12 protein-coding genes are annotated in these 17,879 nt (G+C 58.9%); 3 read left to right on the top strand and 9 right to left on the bottom strand.

Annotation, left to right across the window (positions count from 1 at the left end):
- Positions 1 to 118: 118 nt before the first annotated feature.
- The 4 genes from ACZ5AL_RS08195 to ACZ5AL_RS08180 form a co-directional block, all read right to left on the bottom strand.
- A complete protein-coding gene (locus ACZ5AL_RS08195; protein ID WP_464513287.1) occupies positions 119 to 1,834 on the bottom strand; it encodes an alanine/glycine:cation symporter family protein in 1,716 nt (571 codons plus the stop codon).
- Positions 1,835 to 2,290: 456 nt separating this feature from the next.
- Positions 2,291 to 4,291, bottom strand: coding sequence for a sensor histidine kinase (locus ACZ5AL_RS08190; RefSeq protein WP_464509883.1), 2,001 nt, complete (start codon positions 4,289 to 4,291; stop codon positions 2,291 to 2,293).
- Positions 4,292 to 4,328: 37 nt separating this feature from the next.
- A complete protein-coding gene (locus ACZ5AL_RS08185; RefSeq protein WP_464509882.1) occupies positions 4,329 to 4,820 on the bottom strand; it encodes a nuclear transport factor 2 family protein in 492 nt (163 codons plus the stop codon).
- 199 nt (positions 4,821 to 5,019) lie between these two features.
- Positions 5,020 to 6,306: a SpoIID/LytB domain-containing protein gene (locus tag ACZ5AL_RS08180; protein ID WP_464509881.1), complete on the bottom strand. Its 1,287-nt coding sequence runs from the start codon at positions 6,304 to 6,306 to the stop codon at positions 5,020 to 5,022.
- Positions 6,307 to 6,745: 439 nt separating this feature from the next.
- On the opposite strand from ACZ5AL_RS08180, the gene ACZ5AL_RS08175 reads away from it, so the two are divergent.
- The gene (locus ACZ5AL_RS08175) at positions 6,746 to 7,546 is read left to right on the top strand and encodes a TatD family hydrolase (protein WP_464509880.1); all 801 of its coding nucleotides are present in this window, start codon (positions 6,746 to 6,748) and stop codon (positions 7,544 to 7,546) included.
- Positions 7,497 to 9,935, top strand: coding sequence for a DUF5686 and carboxypeptidase-like regulatory domain-containing protein (locus ACZ5AL_RS08170; RefSeq protein ID WP_464509879.1), 2,439 nt, complete (start codon positions 7,497 to 7,499; stop codon positions 9,933 to 9,935). The genes ACZ5AL_RS08175 and ACZ5AL_RS08170 overlap by 50 nt, the downstream gene beginning before the upstream one ends.
- A 189-nt stretch (positions 9,936 to 10,124) precedes the next feature.
- Here ACZ5AL_RS08170 and ACZ5AL_RS08165 read toward each other — a convergent pair whose 3' ends face one another.
- The 5 genes from ACZ5AL_RS08165 to ACZ5AL_RS08145 form a co-directional block, all read right to left on the bottom strand.
- Entirely contained in the window at positions 10,125 to 10,925 is an 801-nt protein-coding gene (locus ACZ5AL_RS08165) for an alpha/beta fold hydrolase (RefSeq protein ID WP_464509878.1), read from the bottom strand.
- Positions 10,926 to 10,966: 41 nt separating this feature from the next.
- A complete protein-coding gene (locus ACZ5AL_RS08160; protein ID WP_464509877.1) occupies positions 10,967 to 11,503 on the bottom strand; it encodes a c-type cytochrome in 537 nt (178 codons plus the stop codon).
- 37 nt (positions 11,504 to 11,540) lie between these two features.
- Positions 11,541 to 13,682: a polyphosphate kinase 1 gene (ppk1, locus tag ACZ5AL_RS08155; protein ID WP_464509876.1), complete on the bottom strand. Its 2,142-nt coding sequence runs from the start codon at positions 13,680 to 13,682 to the stop codon at positions 11,541 to 11,543.
- Between the two features lie 721 nt (positions 13,683 to 14,403).
- Complete coding sequence (gene dnaG, locus ACZ5AL_RS08150) at positions 14,404 to 16,335, bottom strand: DNA primase (RefSeq protein ID WP_464509875.1); 1,932 nt, start codon at positions 16,333 to 16,335, stop codon at positions 14,404 to 14,406.
- 134 nt (positions 16,336 to 16,469) lie between these two features.
- On the bottom strand, positions 16,470 to 16,637 hold the full coding sequence (locus ACZ5AL_RS08145) for a hypothetical protein (protein ID WP_464509874.1): 168 nt from the start codon (positions 16,635 to 16,637) through the stop codon (positions 16,470 to 16,472).
- A 190-nt stretch (positions 16,638 to 16,827) separates the two neighbouring features.
- Between ACZ5AL_RS08145 and ACZ5AL_RS08140 the strand changes: the two genes are divergently transcribed.
- Positions 16,828 to 17,667, top strand: coding sequence for a 2,3,4,5-tetrahydropyridine-2,6-dicarboxylate N-succinyltransferase (locus tag ACZ5AL_RS08140; RefSeq protein ID WP_464509873.1), 840 nt, complete (start codon positions 16,828 to 16,830; stop codon positions 17,665 to 17,667).
- Positions 17,668 to 17,879: the final 212 nt, after the last annotated feature.

Here is a 17,879-nt window from a genome sequence, read left to right as displayed (position 1 = left end):
TATCGGCATTTCGAGCGCAATCAGGGCAAAAGAAGCGGTGCGCGTTGTCTTCCATGCAGGTGGTGTGCTCTGCACAACCCGCACCGCGCTGCCTTTGCCGCTTGAGTTAACGCTTGAGTTAGACGCTTGAGCCGACTCCGGCATCGTCGTCATCAAGGTCAGTTCCGTCATCGAGCCACGGTTTGCGCTCGGTGTAGTCGTTCGTGATTTCCTTGACTTTATCGGTCAGTAAGAGCACCGCTATGAGGTTGGGTACAATGACGATGCCCAGGGCAATATCGCCAATGGCCCATATGGTGGTGAGCGCTGTGACTGCCCCCAGGAAGTTCATTATGACAAATGCCAATTTATAGGGCAAGATTGCATTTTCGCCAAACAGATAATACGCACACCGGTCGCCGTAATAACTCCAGGCAATAGAGGTGGAGATCGCAAACAAGATAACGCTCAGAATTACGATCCAGCCGCCCCAGTCGCCCAATGGGGACAGCCCGCGCTCGAACGCAAGTTGGGTTAGCGGAGCGCCACTACGTACGCCCTGTCCATACAGCACGTCGTACTCGGTGCCATCCTGGCCAATGGCAATGCCATCATCCGTATAGAGCGTGCCTGTGAAGGGGATTTCCAGGTCGTCTTCCGTGTCACATCCATTGACGCAACGCAAGTAAAAGCGTTCGACTACGGCTTCGCGCCAGGCAAACTGTGGATCTTGCTCCTCGTCGACTTCTTGATAGCCGTCGAAGATTTCAATTTCTTCAGGGCGATCGACGTCTGAGAAGATGCCGCCTTCGTCTTGCACCCGGTACGAAATGTTGCCCGAGTCGAGATTGAACGTGGTGGGTACCGGATCGCCCCATGCGCCGGTTACGAGGATGGCAAGCGCGGTAAGCGTAACGATGGTGATGGTGTCAATGAAGGGCTCCAGCAGAGCAACTACGCCTTCTGAGGCGGGCTCATTGGTTTTGGCTGCCGAGTGGGCAATAGGGGCCGACCCCATTCCTGCTTCGTTGGAGAAGAGGCCGCGCTGTACGCCATAAATGAGGGTGAGCAAGAACACACCGGCCCCTGTTCCCGCTACACCGGCTGCCGGATTGAAGGCGCTGGTAACGACGAGCCCAAGTGTGGGAATGATCTGGTCGTAATGGAATCCAAGAATGAGGAGGGCGCCAATGACGTAAATTGCTGCCATGACGGGCACCAAGATACCCGTTACGCGTCCGATGACGCTTACACCGCCTAAAATGACAAGGGCAATTACGCTAGCCAGTAGCAAGCCCGACAGCCATGTGGCAATGCCAAAGTCGGAGGCCATCACATCGGCCACGGTGTTGGCCTGAACGGCATTCCCCGTTAGGAACGAGGTGATCATGAGCATGGTGGCAAAGAAGATGGCCAGGGGTTTCCAATTCTCCCCTAACCCCTTCTCGATGTAGAACATAGGGCCACCGGCTACGGTCCCTTTCCATTTTTGCCGCCACGTGCCTTTTTCGGCTTCCGTTGGCGTATCGACATTGCGATAGTATTGTGCAAGGGTTACCTCGCTGTACTTCGTAGCCATGCCAAAGATGGCCGTAATCCACATCCAGAAGAGCGCGCCCGGCCCGCCAAAGTGAATGGCCAGGGCGGCTCCTGCAATGTTTCCGATTCCAATCGTAGCCGAAAGGGCTGTAGTAAGCGCCTGGAAGTGCGAGACATCGCCAGGGTCATCGGGATTGTCGTATTTTCCCGAGGTTACAGCTACGCCATGCCCAAACTGGCGGATTTGTACAAAACTGAGCTTCACGGTGAAATAGATACCCGCGCCGAGTAGTAACACTACGACCCAGGGCAGCATTTGCCCGTCACCTATCGGAAGGCCATACGACCATACCAAGTCATTGAGAAAATCAACCGTGCGCTCAAACCACATAAAGAGAAATAGAGGCCAGTACAAAAAACAAGAACATGAATAAACGCCACTCAAGTGGGCAGAGGGGCGCAGAGCGTAACACCGAATGCAATATAGGGGATGTTAATGCGCGCTGCAACCAGGTCTACGCATTCCCTACACACAACACCGCATCATTATACCAGACAGCGGGATGTCTCGCAAGTCGGCTCCTACGAAAGTTATAGGACGAAGGCTGATATGATCAGTGCAGGTCTGGTGTACAGGAAAATGTGCTGGGCGCTTCGCTGCGCTCGCAATGACATGGTTGTGGGTTTTTCTCGGTACGTTTAGACCAACCAGGCGCATCCCCAACCATTGACCTGTGACACGGCAATAGGATGTGACAATACCGTTTCGGCACTATGCATTCGAAGGAGAAGAAAGGCGGCGGGGCAAACGTACAGTTACCGTGGTTCCTTCGCCTTCTTCTGTATCCAGTGTAACCGACCCTTCCATGGCATCGGTCAGCCCATGCACGATCGCGAGTCCGAGACCGCTGCCGTCTTGGGTGCGCTGGTTGCCCGAGGAGGCTTGCGTAAACGCGTCGAATGCGTTCGGCACGAACGACTCCGGCATTCCGATGCCGGTATCCTCGACGACTATTTTGAAGGCCACATCGGAAAAGCGAGCCCGTACGTGGACCGTGTCATCGGGCGATGAAAACTTGGCCGCATTGTCCACCAAATGCTTGACGATGCGTTCCACCGCACTGGCATCTAAGTGAGCCTGGCAGGGCGCATCCGGTAGGTCCGTCTGGATCGTGCGCTCGGTCTGCGAGGCTACCTCGCGCACGACGTCTTGGATGCAGGGCCATACCGACAGCTTCGACGGCGAGAGCGTATACGAATTGGTTTCGATTTGCGAGAAGGTAAGTATCGCGTCGAACGTGTTGAGGAGACGAAGAGCCCCGTCGGCAATGCGGTTGGCGAAGTGTGGTGGGGGATCGTCTTCGTCGACGAGTACCTGGGCATATCCAGTAAGCGTGGTAAGCGGCGTGCGCATTTCGTGGCTCATGTTGGCCAGAAACGAACTTTTGAGCTCGTTCATGCGCTCGGCCTCTTGCAGAGCCGTCTCGGCTTTGTGGCGGGCCTCTTGCAAGTCTGCCTCACGCTTTTTCTGGCGGGTTACGTCCATTCCAACGCCCACCAGGTAGTCTGTATCGTCAATGGTGAGCGGGACCCCGCTAAACATGTGCGGAATGGACGATCCGTCTTTTGTGATCACGTTTGCTTCGACACTAAACCCGTTGCGTTCAGGAAAGACGTTAGCCACGGCTTGCTGAATGCGGGAACGGTCGTTCTCGTCAAACAAGTCGGCGAGTGCTTTTTCAGATAGCTCCTCAGCGCCGTATCCTGTAACCCGTTCGAGCGACTGGTTCCACCGGTGATACCGCCCTTCTCGGTCTACCATGTAAAAGATGCCAGGCAAGCTATTGATAGCCGCCTCCGAAAACCGACGCTCATGAATCAGGCGTTGCTGGGTCTGGTGGCGCTCTGTAATGTCTTCAACCGAAAACACGACCTGCGGTGGACGGTCTTCGGCTTCGGGCAACGGGGCGGCGTTGATGGACAGGTACTTGCGCGTTTCATCGGGCCAGGTGATGACGCAGCGCATATCGCGAATGGGGTGGCCGGTGTCGAGCACATCCCGGAGCGGTGTGCGCGTAGGAGGGGCCTCATCATCGAGAGGCGAGAGGGTCCAGCCCAGTTGTTTGTAACTCCATGCATTCGACGCGTTGCGCCGTAGCCCCAGAATCGACTCGGCATGCTTGTTCGCATACGTAATGTCGCCTTGCTCGTTAACGACGGCAACAGCTGCAACGCTCGTTTCCAAGATTGCTTGCAGTAGGCTGTCTTTTTTTTCGAGAGCCGCCTCAGCACGTTCGGTGTCCGAAATGTCACGTAGCGTGATAACGCGGTAGCTTCCCGTTTCGTGGTGCACGTGTCGTACGGTCGCCTCGATGGCAGCAGGGTTCTCATCAGGCCACGATAGGGTGGTTGTATCGTCGTTGGGGGGCAAACGGTCAGCAAACGCTCGTGGAAGAGCAGTGCCTTGCTGTAGCGTTTGGTGGGGAAAGAAATTATTGGCTCGCTGGTTGAAGTGCTCCACACAGTAGATATTATCCACTACTACCACCCCCATGGGCATATGCTCAATAGGAGCAAACGGCAACGCCGAAGAGGACGTAGATTCTCCATTCCTCTCTTCAGTAGATTGGCGATGCGGGCCAAACGCACGCTCAAAAAGTCCAGCTATGAGCATAACGCTACCACTACCAACGAATAACTGAATCCCAAAGCTGTTATACAACAGGCCGTCATACAACAGGGCAGCAATAATCAAGGGCAGGGAAGCAATCATATAGAAGAACAAGCACAGGAAGAGGGATGACAGTTCTCTACTCTTCTATGTCGGTGATGTGGGCGTGGCGTGCTATAAGGTGCCAGGTCTTTTCTTCTCCATTCTGTTCCCATACATGGGTGTAGCGTCGATGCACCGTGTTGCCAGCGTGTGGAGCCTCTTCGCCTACGGGCACCACTGTTTCCGTGCCCATCACAACAGCGGTGGATCCGTCAATGCGTAGTTGTTCAATGGATTGGTCGTACGTTTCATATGCAGCAATGCCTTCCCGAAATACGTTGAGTACGGCGTCGCGATCGGGTACGACCACGTTGCGGGGGGCGTTCACCATGAAGTGAGGCGCCCACAGGCGGGCAAGCGCCTCCACGTCGGCGTCGAGAATCGCGGTGCGCATGTCTTCCTCCACCGCATAGACGGCGTCTTCATCGGTGTGTTGTGCAACCGTTTCGATTGGAGGGGCAACAAGCAGCAGGGCAATCAAGAGCCCGCCTAGACGATGGGGAAGGTACGATGAACGTGTGTTGAGCATACGAGGTACAAGAGGTTCGGTGTACGATACATGCGGTGCATGGTGCGATCTCAGGCGCTATTTGCGCAGTTTTTGGATCTATCGAGCAGCCCGAGATTGCCCCCAGAATCATTCGTTTGTGGTGCTCACAGCGCGTCGTCGTTATTGTTGTTCGCAATAACATGTTGAACGATGAGGGGAGTATTCTACGTGGTAGCGCCTACCATCCAATGCGTCGCCGTGTGCTGGGCGAAGGGTCATCGGGGTCTTCAGATGGACTCGTATCGACGGGCAGGGGTTCGTTGCGGTCGGGCTCGTCAAGCGCGAGGCGGGTTGGCGTTTGATCCACATCGCCAATCGATGCGATGGACGCGCCCTGGTAGTAAAACCCAAGGATATCGCGATACGTATGGCCGCGTTTGGCCATGCCGTGCGCGCCCCACTGACTCATGCCCACGCCATGTCCGTAGCCACGGCCCTCGAAAGCGTATTCGCTTCCATTGCGGCGCGCGTCGAACCAGGTGCTGCGTAGCACCTCCTGACCCACAGCGCGGTTGACGGCCAGCCGAAACGCATTGGCCTGCACCGACTCGCGCTCTCCACCGGGTCGAAGCAAATCCATCGTAAGGAGCCGTCCGTCGTCGGTCTTGTCGCCTAAGAAGAAGCCGCGCACGGTTCCCCCAAACGCCTGCTCCAGGCCGCGTAGTACTTGCAACCGATTGGCTGTGCTAGACCAGGTGTGATGGGGCGAGACCGAATCGTATGGGTCATCGCGTCCGCGCAGATACGGCAAATCTTCGCTGGCGTCCCACACGTCCTCGTTGTTGGCTGTGTGTCCGCCGCTGCTGGAAAAGTACACCGCCTCCACCAGATGGTCCTCGTACGTAAGGACTTCGCCCTGGGTGGCCTGTGCTGCAGCACGCGAGGCGTCATTGATATCCGACAGTCCGCGATATACCTGCGAGAGGGTATGATCTACATGGTCAAACGTATCGCCGAATCGGTCGCTTCCCCGCAGCGCATAGGTGCGTGCGACAACCGCCATTGCCTTTGCGCCTTCGGTGTCGTCGAGGCCGTACTCGCTAGCCACCACGCTGGCCACGTATTGCTCTAGCGGCACGCGGTTAACCACCTCAAGTCGGTCGGAGCGGCGATCGTCGGCGCGGATGGCAAACGTGCCTGGATACGATTGGCGCGTGGATCCGCTTTGCACGGTTGTGGTTGCTCCCTGCGGTACCTGAAGATACAGCGTAGAGGCCGCCAGCCGGTCGTTCTCATGCTCAATGCGCACATCTCCTCCTTCATGTGGAGCAAGCGTAACGCTGGTATTTGGGCGAATGTGAAACAGCGGGCTCCCTTCAGGATCGGTATGCACCGGGGTGCGCTCGGAAACCGTCAGCGTCACCGAGGCCACCGCCTCGGCATCCAGAATACGAACGCGCACGTCCTGGGCATCGGCAGGAGCGGGCAGACTGCTCCACACTACCCATACAGCGAGCAGACACATGCTCCAACGCGCTGCCGCTTCCGACACAGGCCAAACCGCATAGAAACGAAAACAATGCACAGGCACCATGAAGAGGTTGATGATTGAAAATGACTGCGTTCAAAGGCAAGGAGCCTTTCGCATATCTCTATTATAAGAAACGGCACTCACAGTTGCAGCCCGCGTACATGCGTTGTAATTGAACGTCCGATTCGCTGGTTTGCCTCGTTTTAAGTGGGCACACAGAAGAATCTTTGAACATGTCATTGCGAGGAGCACCAGCGACGCGGCAATCTTGTGCCTTCAAACGGGGTGACACTGCCCAATCGCAAAGCATGAGATCGCACCCCAAGAGTACTCGTTCGCTGCGCTCACAGCGCCACGTCGGTCGCAAGCTCCCTCCTCGCGATGACAAGGTGTAAACGTATTTTTGCCGACTTAATCTTAGTTCCTCGTGTTCATGCTTGTAGATACACACGCCCATCTGTACCTCGACCGCTTTGATGACGACCGCGAATCCGTGTTGCAACGCGCCCGCGATGCCGGGGTGGGCGCCATTGTGCTGCCTGCCATCGATCTCCTGTCTATTGAGGCGGCGGTTGCGCTGGCTGAAGCTCACGCCGACGTATTTGCGATGACGGGTCTACACCCCTCTGCTACTGAAGACGCATCCGAGGCAGACATGGTCACGGTCGCCGAGTGGTGCGATCATGAGCAGGTGGTGGCCATTGGCGAGAGCGGCCTCGACTACTACTGGGACCGCTCGTTCGACGACCGGCAGCAGCATTTCTTTCGTCAGCACATTCAACTTGCCATCGAGACGGAGCTGCCGCTGGTCATTCACAACCGCGAAGCCACTGCCGATGTGCTGAAGATTCTGGAGGAAGAGCGCAGCGCCCACCCTCAGGGCGACCGGCTGCATGGCATCTTGCACTGCTTCGTGGATGATCTGGACACGGCCCAGCGGGCGTGGGACCTGGGCTTTCACATCGGACTGGGCGGGATCGTCACGTTCGACAATAGCGACCACGACGCGCTGCTCCGTAACATTCCGCTGCAGCAGGTCGTGTTAGAGACGGATGCGCCGTATCTTGCGCCACAGGCCGAGCGCGGCGCCCGCAACGAGCCGGCCTTTGTGCGCCACGTGGCGGCTTACATGGCTTCGGTGACCGACCACGACCTCGATACCGTGATTGCCCAGACGACCGCCAATGCCCAATCGATCTACAGCCTCCCCGATCCGCTCCCACATCCTGCATAACCTCCTGATTTACAGCCTGCTGGTGAGCATGCTCGTGCTCTTGGCGCATCCGGCACATGCGCAAGAAACCGTAACGGGCACCGTGGTGGATGCGGAAACCAACGATCCGCTCCCGGCGGCGAATCTCGAGATTGAAGGCACCTACACCGGCACCATCACCGGTGAAGACGGACAATTTGCGCTCACGCCGTCCAGCTATCCGGCTACCCTCGTGGTTCGGTTTATCGGATACGACACGTACACGCGCACTATCGACGCGCCGCCGTCGGAGCCGATCACGATAGCGCTGTCTCCGACCACCCTCGACCTGGACGGCGTTACGGTGTCGCCGCCCGATCCGGATAGCCTCATGGCCGCTGTCATCCAGCAAAAGCAGACATGGTGGAATGATCTGGAGTCGTTCGAAGCCGATGCCTACAGCCGCTTTACCGTGCGCAACGACACGGGCATCGTCTCCATGCAGGAAACCCACACCCGCGCGTTCTGGCGCGCCGCCGACGGCTTCCGCGAAATTGTGCTGCACGACACCTCCACTGCCAATGTTGAAGGCCCAGCCAACGATGCATTCGATGGGCTCCCGGCAGCGCTGCTCGTCACCAATCTCTATGAGGACGATGTAGAGGTTATGGGCCACACGCTTCGTGGTGTTACGCATCCCGACGCGCTTGACTATTACACCTTTTCGCTCGACTCCACGCGCGTACTCGATGATCAGCGTGTCTACGACCTGCGCGTAACACCCCGCAGCCGCCTGCAATCCGGCTTCGAAGGGCGCATCTCTGTGCTGGCAGATGAATCCGCCCTGATCGAGGCCAAGCTGACCCCCACCGAGTCGTTCATGTTTCCGCGGCCCGTGCAGGATGCCACCGTGCGTATGGAGCAGCAGTTCTCAAACTTCGGGGGAGACGCCTATGTACCGGTCGATTTTAGGGCCACCTACACCCTCGATGTGGGGATGACCGGCCTCTTCAGCATGCCTTCGCTGCAAGTCGACCAAACGTCCCAAATTAGCGGATATGAAATCAATGTGTCGTTGCCCGACTCGCTTTTTGCGGATACGCAGCAGACCCGCTCTGACTCCACGCATGTAGCCTGGGCCGACGCTCGCCGCCCTACCGCCACGCCTCCAACCGCACGAACGGTTCCACTCACGGCTGATGAGGACGCGGCCCTTGCCACCATCGACTCCACCGACACACTGGCCGATGCCTTTGAACCGAGCGGGCCACTGTCCCGCGTTGTTGACTTCAACGTAAGCGCTGGTGCCGAATCAGGTGCCGAAGGCAGGGCTTCTGGTCTGCACAGCGATGTTACCCCGTTCGGGCGTTATAATCGCGTGGAGGGCGGTGCTGCGGGACTCCGAACGACGCTACGGTGGCCCGGTATCGCATGGCCCACTCGCCTGCGAGCAGAGGGCGGCTACCGCACTCAGGATACCGGCGCCTCGCACTGGACCTACGGCGGGTCGCTCCGCACGCACCTTCCCCTCGGCCTACGCCTCGATGCGTCGTATCATTACGGCATCGATCCCCTCACCGACACACGCTACTACGGACGCACGCTGAATACGCTGTGGGCGCTTAACGGCGTAACGGATTACTTTGACTACCTGGGTGCCGAGCGAGTGCGTGTGGGACTGCAGTATCGCCTGCGTTCGCTTAACAGTCGCGTTCAGGTGGGGTACCGCGGCGAGCGGCAGTTTAGCGTTGGCAACGGCACCAACTACGACCTGTGGGGACGCCTTGATCGCTTCCGCGCTAATCCGACGATCAACGACGGCACCCTTCATGCGCTCACCGGTGCGTGGACGATCGGAACGGTGGGGCAGCGCGTGTCGGTGGGTGGGCAGCGCGGCGCTTCGGTGCGCGTAACGCATGCGGATCCCGCTGTAAACAGCGACTTCGATTTTACGCGACTCGATGGAGAAGTCTCGCTGCGTGTGCCGACCTTCTTTCAACGTCGTCTGCTGTCGAATGCCCTCGATGTGCGTGCCGTAGCGGGAGGCACCGTGCGTGGCACCGCTCCCCTGCAAGAGCAGGGCCACATCGATACAGCACTTGTGCCCTACACGCCGTTTGGGGTGCTGCGGGCGGCGCGCCATCAGCCCTACCGTGGCGATCACTACGCCGGACTGATGTGGGAGCACACGTTTCGCACCGTTCCGTTTGAGATGGTCGGCATTTCGAATCCGCCCTTCGCATTGATTGTGCATGGCGGTCACGGGCGCACCTGGACCGACGACGCCACGCCCACCGATGCGCTCCGCTCGATGGATCGCTGGCATCACGAAGTGGGCCTTAGCCTGAGCGGCGGCCTGCGCATTGACGTTACCGCCCGCCTGGACGAGCCGGGCTGGTCACTCGGTCTGAGTACCGGACGCTTGTTTTGAACGGGCCCTGCTGAGGAGGCTTAGAGAGGGCGCCACAGCACGTATTTGTTTAGCGTGGTCCAATGGCCGCCCGGGATATCCGCTTCGCTCCTGATCCCGGGCTACGGAACGGTTCGATGTGAGTACAATCCATAGCCGGGGACCGCTTGCGTCCCCGGCGATCTGCTTAAATTCAGGTGTGACAGAGCGCTACTGCGTCTTGTCCATAAACCGGTGAAATGCATCCAGCGCGGTCTCGGGCTGCTCTACCGGGGTGGTGTGGCCACTGCCAGGGGCAATGACGAATGTGCTGTTGGGTAGGGCGTCGTGGGTGGCGCGCGTATTGTCAAGGGGCACGACGGCATCTTCAGACCCAGCCACCAGCAACACCGGCTGCGACACCGCACCAAGGTCGGCAAGCACGCTATCGCGTCCAAAGATAGCGTGGCCCAGCTGTACCGTGCCACTGGGCGCGTTGGCCGTCATGATGGAGCGCCACTCGCTCATGGCATCGGGATGATTGGTGCGATACGTCTCGCCAAAGAGCATCGGCTCCACCTGCCCTACGACTGGGCCGTATCCGGTTGTTTTTACCATCTGGAGCATGGCCTTGTACTTCATGCGTTGCAGGGTCGATTCGGACTGCGCCTGCGTGTTCATGAGCATGGCCCGTGTGATGCGATCCGGGTGGTCAAGCAGGAGCCGAAAGCCGACATATCCGCCCATAGAGTGTCCCAGGTAGGTGGCCTGCTCCAGTTCAAGGTGATCCATCAGCGCGATCACATCGGCAGCCAGGCTGGGGATGCCGTAGCCGTTGTCGGGCACATCCGACGCCCCCTGCCCCCGCCAATCCCACGTGATGCAGCGATAGTCGTCTTGAAGCGCCTCAATAAATGCATCGTACATGCGGTGAGTGAGCAGATAACTGGGGCCCATGAGCAACGGCGGCCCGTCGGTCTGGGTGTCGCGAACGTGTAGTGTGATGTCGCGGATGGCGTAGGCAGTGGTCATAGCAAGACGGGTTTGTTTGAGCAGCTAGTCGTGTTGAGGGGTTACTCCGCGATGGGGGTTTCATCGGGGGCATCGGTGGTGTTTAGGGTAGGAATGCCCGTGGCCTCCCACAAGTCATCGGCGTGCCATCCGCCGCGCGGAGCCTCGTCGTGGGCTCGTACGGCGGCTACTTGTTCGGAGCGTACGGCGGTGGTGTCGTTGCCAAAGCTTTGGCGCACGTACGTAATGACTGCCGCCACCTCCTCGTCGCTCAAGTAGCCAAAGCCCGGCATCACGCCATTGTAAGTAGTGCCGTCCACTTCCATTTCGCCGCGTACGCCATGAAGCACCAGTCGGATGAAGCGTCCTTCGTCTCCGAGCACCCATTCGTTGGGCGTGAGCGGTGGAAATGCGCCCGCGATGCCGCTTCCATCCATCTGGTGGCACGTTTGGCACCTTAGCTGATAGATGCGTTCGCCATACGCATACGGATCATCGCTGTACTGCACACGGTCGCCCTCGCCGGTGCATCCAGCAAGTAATCCCGCTGTTAGCAGGCCCATGAGTAGGAGACCAAGAAAGGAAATGAGTCGGGTCATCGAAACGAAAAAGATAGTTGGCGGATGCAGGGACGTATCAACTTTCTGAGGGGGCGTAGCGTTGCATGAGCATTTCCTGAACGCTTTGCGTATGGGTGCCGTCATCGGTGGGTACGTAGCGCCCGTCGGCGTGCAGCGCCCAGGTGCGGGGGCGGGGTTGCAGTGCCGCCTCCAGATGATCCAAGATGCGCGTGCGCAATGTATCATCGGTGATAGGCACAGCCACCTCTACGCGTTCATCCAGGCGGCTGCTCTGCCAGTCGGCACTGCTAATATAGACCGTAGGCCCCCCGTGCCAGAAACAAAACACCCGTTCATGCTCCAGAAAACGATCCACGATGCTGTGGACGCGAATATGGTCGCTAATGCCGGGCACCCTCGGACGCACCCGGCACTGCCCACGCACAATCAGATCGATCTGTACACCTGCCTGCGAGGCGCGATACAGCGACTGGATCAGTTGCACATCCGTTAGCTCGTTCATTTTCAGAAGGATCCGTGCCTCGTTTCCCTGATTGGCCTGCTCAATCTCTGCCTCGATATGGCGTTGCCAGGTCAATCGCATGGCGTGCGGGGCGGTAACCAGTGTATCGTACGTCTGCTTGGGCGCAAATCCAGTGAGAAAATGAAACAGTTGTGTGAGATCGTGCCCAATATCCGGGTCGGCGGTAAGGAGTCCGTAGTCGGTGTAGTGGCGGGCGGTGTGCGTATTGTAGTTGCCCGTGCTGATATGGGCATAGGTGCGGGGGCCCTTGTCTTCGCGCCGCACTACCAGAGCGGCCTGCGCGTGCGTTTTGAGGCCCATTACGCCATAGGCAACGTGCACTCCGGCATCCTCCAGTTTGCGGCCCCAGGCAATGTTTTTCTCTTCATCGAAGCGTGCTTTTACTTCAATGAGCACCGCTACCTGCGTGCCCTGCTCGGCGGCGTTGATGAGCGCCTTGACAATGGGAGAGTCTTCGGAGGTGCGGTACAATGTCATTTTTATGGCGAGTACCTTTGGGTCCTGCGCCGCGGTTTCGATAAAGCGTTGTACGCTATCGCGAAATGAGTGGTACGGGTGATGCAACAGGACATCGCCCGATCGAAGGGTTTCAAACAGCGTGGTGGTGTCTGATGATGGACGCAATGGGAGTGCGGAGGGGGCCACAGGGCGCCAACTCGGAAAGCGCAGGCTGCGCTCAAAACGGGCATCGGGTACATGCAGGTCGGCGAGCGCGTCCACGTCGGTCAGGTCTAGTGGAGAGGGCGTTACAAAGACATCCTGGTCGGGCACGCGCAGTTTGCGCTGAAGAAACGCCTGCACGCCGGTAGGCATTGTGCCGTCCACCTCCAGCCGGACAATGGGGGCGAACCGTCGCTCACGCAGGCGTTCTGAAATCGCATCCAGCAGGTCGTCGGTATCAGTGTCGTCGCGAGGTACCTCGGCATTACGCGTGACACGAAACGGGTACACGCCCTCCACCTGCATCCCTGGAAAAAGCATGTCGATGTGCGCAGCCACGAGCGTTTCAATCGGTATAAACTCCAGCGGCGCATTCAGCGGAATCCAGCGTGCACGGGTCTTGGGTACCTTCACCCGGGCGAAGTGCTCGGTGCCCTTTTTCGGGTGGGTAAGCACCACGGCCAGCGACAGGCTCATGTTGGAGATGAAGGGAAACGGGCGCCCCGGATCCACCGCTAAGGGCGTAAGGATTGGTTTTACATGCGTGTGCATGTAGGTGGTGAGGCGGTCTTGCTCGGCGGGGGCAAGCGATTCCCAGTTGCGAATGCGGAGTCCGATGGTATCAGCGGCGGCGGGCGCTACGGTGTCGGTCCACGTGCTGTGGAGGGCTTCGTGCTGTGTCTCCACCGCTTTGATGATGAGCGCAAGCTGTTCCTCGGGGGTGCGGCCATCGGGGCCAACATCGAGGCGGTTGTCGTCTACCTGTCGTTTTAGGCCCCCCACCCGTTTACGCACAAATCCATCGAGGTTGGAGGCCGCCATACTCACAAACCGGATGCGCTCCATCAGCGGCGTGCGTGCATCGCGGGCTAGGTCGAGCACGCGCCAGTTGAAGTCGATCCAGCTCAGTTCACGATTCAAATACAGGCTGGAGTGGTCAAGCGGCGGATCATCGGGCACCGGCTGGGGCGCCAGGGCGTGCGAAGCGGAGAAGGTGTCAGACGATGCAGGCATAGCGGGGCGGGCCAAGTGGAGTAAAGAACAGGACGGGGCGGGCTGTAAGTGAAGTCACGTGTCAATATTGGAGTTCAAGAGGGAGTGACAGCCTGCCCGATGATAATAACAATACATCTATCCTCTCGTGGCGATGCACAACAGGCATGACCTTACGGCCCCTCTGCGTCGCCCCGCTTGCCGGGACGCTCCAGCATTCCCAATCCACCACCTGGTTTCTTTACCTCGGGGGGTACGTTGGACGCAGAGCGTCCATTCGTCCGTCGCGACGCAGAGCATCGCGACGAGGACGCAAGCGGGAGTTCCCCTCCGGTTGCGTTGTGTATACACCATAGCTCCTCTGAGGGGGGCGTGATGAACGCCTTCCACGGTTCCTTCTTCCTCGGGGAGGAAGGGTAGGATGGAGGAGAAACCAACCGGCAATCCCCAAAACCATTGTCGAGGTCACTTATTGCTCTGTCACAGATTAATCTTTGGGTAACGCATGTGCCCCCAACGTATCGAGAGAAAAACCCGCCCCCTTGTCATTGCGAGCGCAGCGACGCAATCTCATGGTATCAGGCCGGATACAGCTGGCTAAGCAACGGCATGAGGTCGCGCTCCAGGAGTACTCGTTCGCTAGCGCTCACAGCGCCGCGTTGGTTGCAGGCTCCCTCCTCGCTATGACAAGGCGATACGTGCCGTCACGCAGGCAAACAGGCCGGTTTTCTGCTTATCGCGCCTATCGCGCCGGAGCCTCACTCAAGTACGCCCGCTGCTGTATGTGTTTTTTAAGGTCTTGCAGTTGCATGATCTTTTTTTGCGTGGCCGAAAGCGCCTCCTCATCGCCGGTCCGGTCGGCTCGGTGCAACTGCTGGCGGGCTGCGTGCATGGCCTCTTTAACGCGGTCGAGCTTTAAGAACGTCATGGCACTGGCAGCGGACTCATACGGCTGTTCGTTGAACCGAGGCACGCGAATATTGCGCCGGTGCTCCCAGTTGTCTGAGGGACTGTGCGGGTCGATGCGGACGGCCGCGGCCAGCTTTTGTAGGGTGTCGCCTTCCTCGCCCTGCATGATGCGTTCTGTTCGCACATCGCCGGCCTTGTACATGGTCATCAGGCAGTGCACCAGGTCGCGAGCGGGGCCTTCGGTAAACTCTTCCAGCGACATATGATTGAGCACGTATCGGATCATCGGGGTGCCCTCTTCAAGCATCAGGCGCAGCAGGAGCCGCTCTTCGGGCAAGATGCGGGCGGGTGGGGCGTCTTCGTCTGCCTCCGATTCCTGCTCAGCATGAGGGGCGTCTTCGGGCGGTGGTGCTTGCGGGCGTGGGGGGGGCGGGCGTGGGGCTCGGCGCCGGGCAGACGAGGCTTTGGCTTGCTCCATCTTATTGAGTTCGGTAAACAGATCGCTGTGCGGCACGTCAAGCACGTCGGAGGCCCGGCGCACGTACTCACGGCGCAGGTTATCGTCGGGGATACGCGTTAGCGAGCGCAGCAGATCGCGCTGCACTGCCACGCGGTTTTCGGGGGTATCCATGCGTCCGGCGTCGTGGGCTTGCTCGACCACAAACTGTGGGAGGTCGCTCCGCGTGTTTTCGACGTGCGCATGCAAGGCGTCCACGCCGTTTTGCTGAATGTAGCTGTCGGGGTCGTGTCCGGCAGGAAGCGTTACGGCATAGGCGCCCAAGCCCTCGGCCAGCACCTGCTGCAGCCCGTCGCGGGCCGCGCGTCCGCCGGCCTCGTCGCCATCGAACAGCAAGATGATGCGGTCGGCATATCGCTCTAGCAGCTGTACGTGCTCGCGGGTGAGCGCGGTACCACAGGTGGCCACCGCATGCTGAATGCCAACCTGATGCAGCGCCATGACATCGGTATAGCCTTCCACCACCCACACCTCCTTCTCGCGGCGAATGGCTTGCTTGCCCTGATGCAGTCCGTAGAGCACCTTGCTTTTATTGTACACCGGCGTATCCGGCGAGTTGATGTACTTGGGCTGATCGGCCTCCGTATCCAGAATGCGTCCGGCAAAGCCCACCACCTTACCAATGTGGGAGAACAGCGGAAAGATCACCCGGTGCCGGTAGCGGTCGTAATAGCCATCGCTTTGGGCCCGCGGGATGATAAGACCCGCCTTGTGCATCACCTCGGCGTCTACGTGTTCGTTGCGACCATGCGTGAGCAGGGCATCCCAGGCATCGGGGGCGTACCCAACGCCAAACGTTTTAAGGGTTTCAGCGGAGAAGCTCCGCTCAGAGAGATAGCGTCGAGCGGGGGCGCCCTCATCGGACTGCGTGCGCTGTCGATAGAAAAACCGGGCGGCCATGCGCAGCGCCTGGTAGATAGATTCGCGGTGCGAGGCGGCTTGCTCTTCGGCTGCCGATTGGGGCAGCGAAATGCCCGATCGGTCGGCCAGATAGCGAGCGCTCTCTAAAAAGCCGATGCCTTCCATCTTCTGTACAAACGAGAACACATCGCCGCCCTCTTTGCAGCCAAAGCAGTGAAACAAGTTGTTTTCCGGATCCACGTGAAAAGAGGGCGTGTCCTCGTCGTGAAACGGGCACAGGCCCTTATAGCTTTTCCCAGCGCGTTTTAGACGCACGTAGTCGCTCACCACGTCCACAATGTCAGTGGCCGAACGGATGGCGTCCAGTTTCTCGTCGGGGATAGCCATGGGCGGGGCAACAGAACACGTTCAGAAGAATCCGGCTGCAGATGCTGGATGGCCCTATGAGGCGTGTGGGGGTACGCGTTCCTCGCCAGCACGTTGGAGGAGGCGAGCCATCTTGCAAGCGGGGCGCTCTGGTGCTATACAAATAGCGGGGCCACCGTGGCCTCTGAGGCCGGTTCGATGACCTGTGCTTCTTCGTCTTCAACCGGACCAATGTCGGGCTTGTCAGAGCATTGGCAGCCCGGAATCGCAAACATGGCGAGCAGTGCAAGTGCGGCAACGCTACGGCAAACAGTACGGTACATAAAAAGTCGGTGGATGTTGATAGTCAAGGCAAATGATTGCGAAGCAACGTACCGCCGCGTTGGTAGCAAGGATCCAGCGCATGGCTGATCCTGTCGATACGACGCCAATTTCACAGCACGCGCTTTACAATGGACCGCTGGCCATGCATTTTAGCATGTAGTTTTCTTTTGACAACCTCCCCTTTTTGCTATGATTGATGTTGATGCCCTTCGCGATCGCCTCACCACCCTGGCCGCGCAAGACGATCCCGATGCTGGTCCTGCGGGCGATGCCGTGGCCAATCTGCTGCGCGCGCTAAACGCTGGCACCGTACGTGCTGCCTCGCGCGATGATGCGGGCACCTGGACGGCCCACGCCTGGGTGAAGGAGGGCATCCTGCTTGGGTTTCGCATTGGCCGCATTGTGGACTATTCCACCGAGGGCTTTCCGTTTTTCGATAAGCATACGTATCCCGTAAAGCCCGTGCAAAAAGGCGACGGTGTACGCGTGGTGCCCGGCGGTTCGTCTATCCGAACGGGCAGCTACCAGGCGCCGGGCGTGGTGTGCATGCCGCCCATGTATATTAACGTGGGGGCCTACGTAGATACCGACACCATGGTCGATTCGCATGCGCTTGTCGGCAGCTGTGCGCAAATCGGACAGCGCGTGCACCTGTCGGCGGCTGCGCAGATTGGCGGCGTACTGGAGCCGGTTAACGCCACGCCTGTCATTGTAGAAGACGATGTGTTTGTTGGCGGACAAGCTGGCGTGTATGAGGGCTGCATTGTACGAGAAGGGGCTGTCATTGCCTCGGGCGTGCAACTCACCAGCTCCACCCGGTTGTACGACACGGTACACGAACGCGTCATCACCGCCGATGAAAACGGTACGTTGGAGGTGCCCGCCAACGCTGTTGTGGTATCGGGCTCACGGCCCGTATCCTCCGACTTTGGCGCTGAGCATGGCTTGTCGCTCTACACGCCAGTTATCGTTAAGTATCGCGATGCCACCACCAACGCTGCGACCGCTCTCGAAGATGCGCTGCGGTAACGGGAAATCAGTGCCGCCGGTTAATGATTGGGGGGAGGGGTGGTTTCTTGTGCGCAGTGTCAGATGGGATGACGGCGGGCGCTGAGCTCCGTCTTGGCGGTAGGACCGAGTTACACCGGTTGTCTCCAAACCGTAGGAGGGCGGTGCTCCGAATGCCCGTGTTGCAGGTGGATGCAGACGTGTATGCTTTGACCGGTTGCTGGAGCCTGAAC

The organism is Natronotalea proteinilytica (assembly GCF_055379935.1).
Note: the sequence above shows the minus strand (reverse complement) of the source record. Positions and strands in the feature narration are given on the sequence as shown.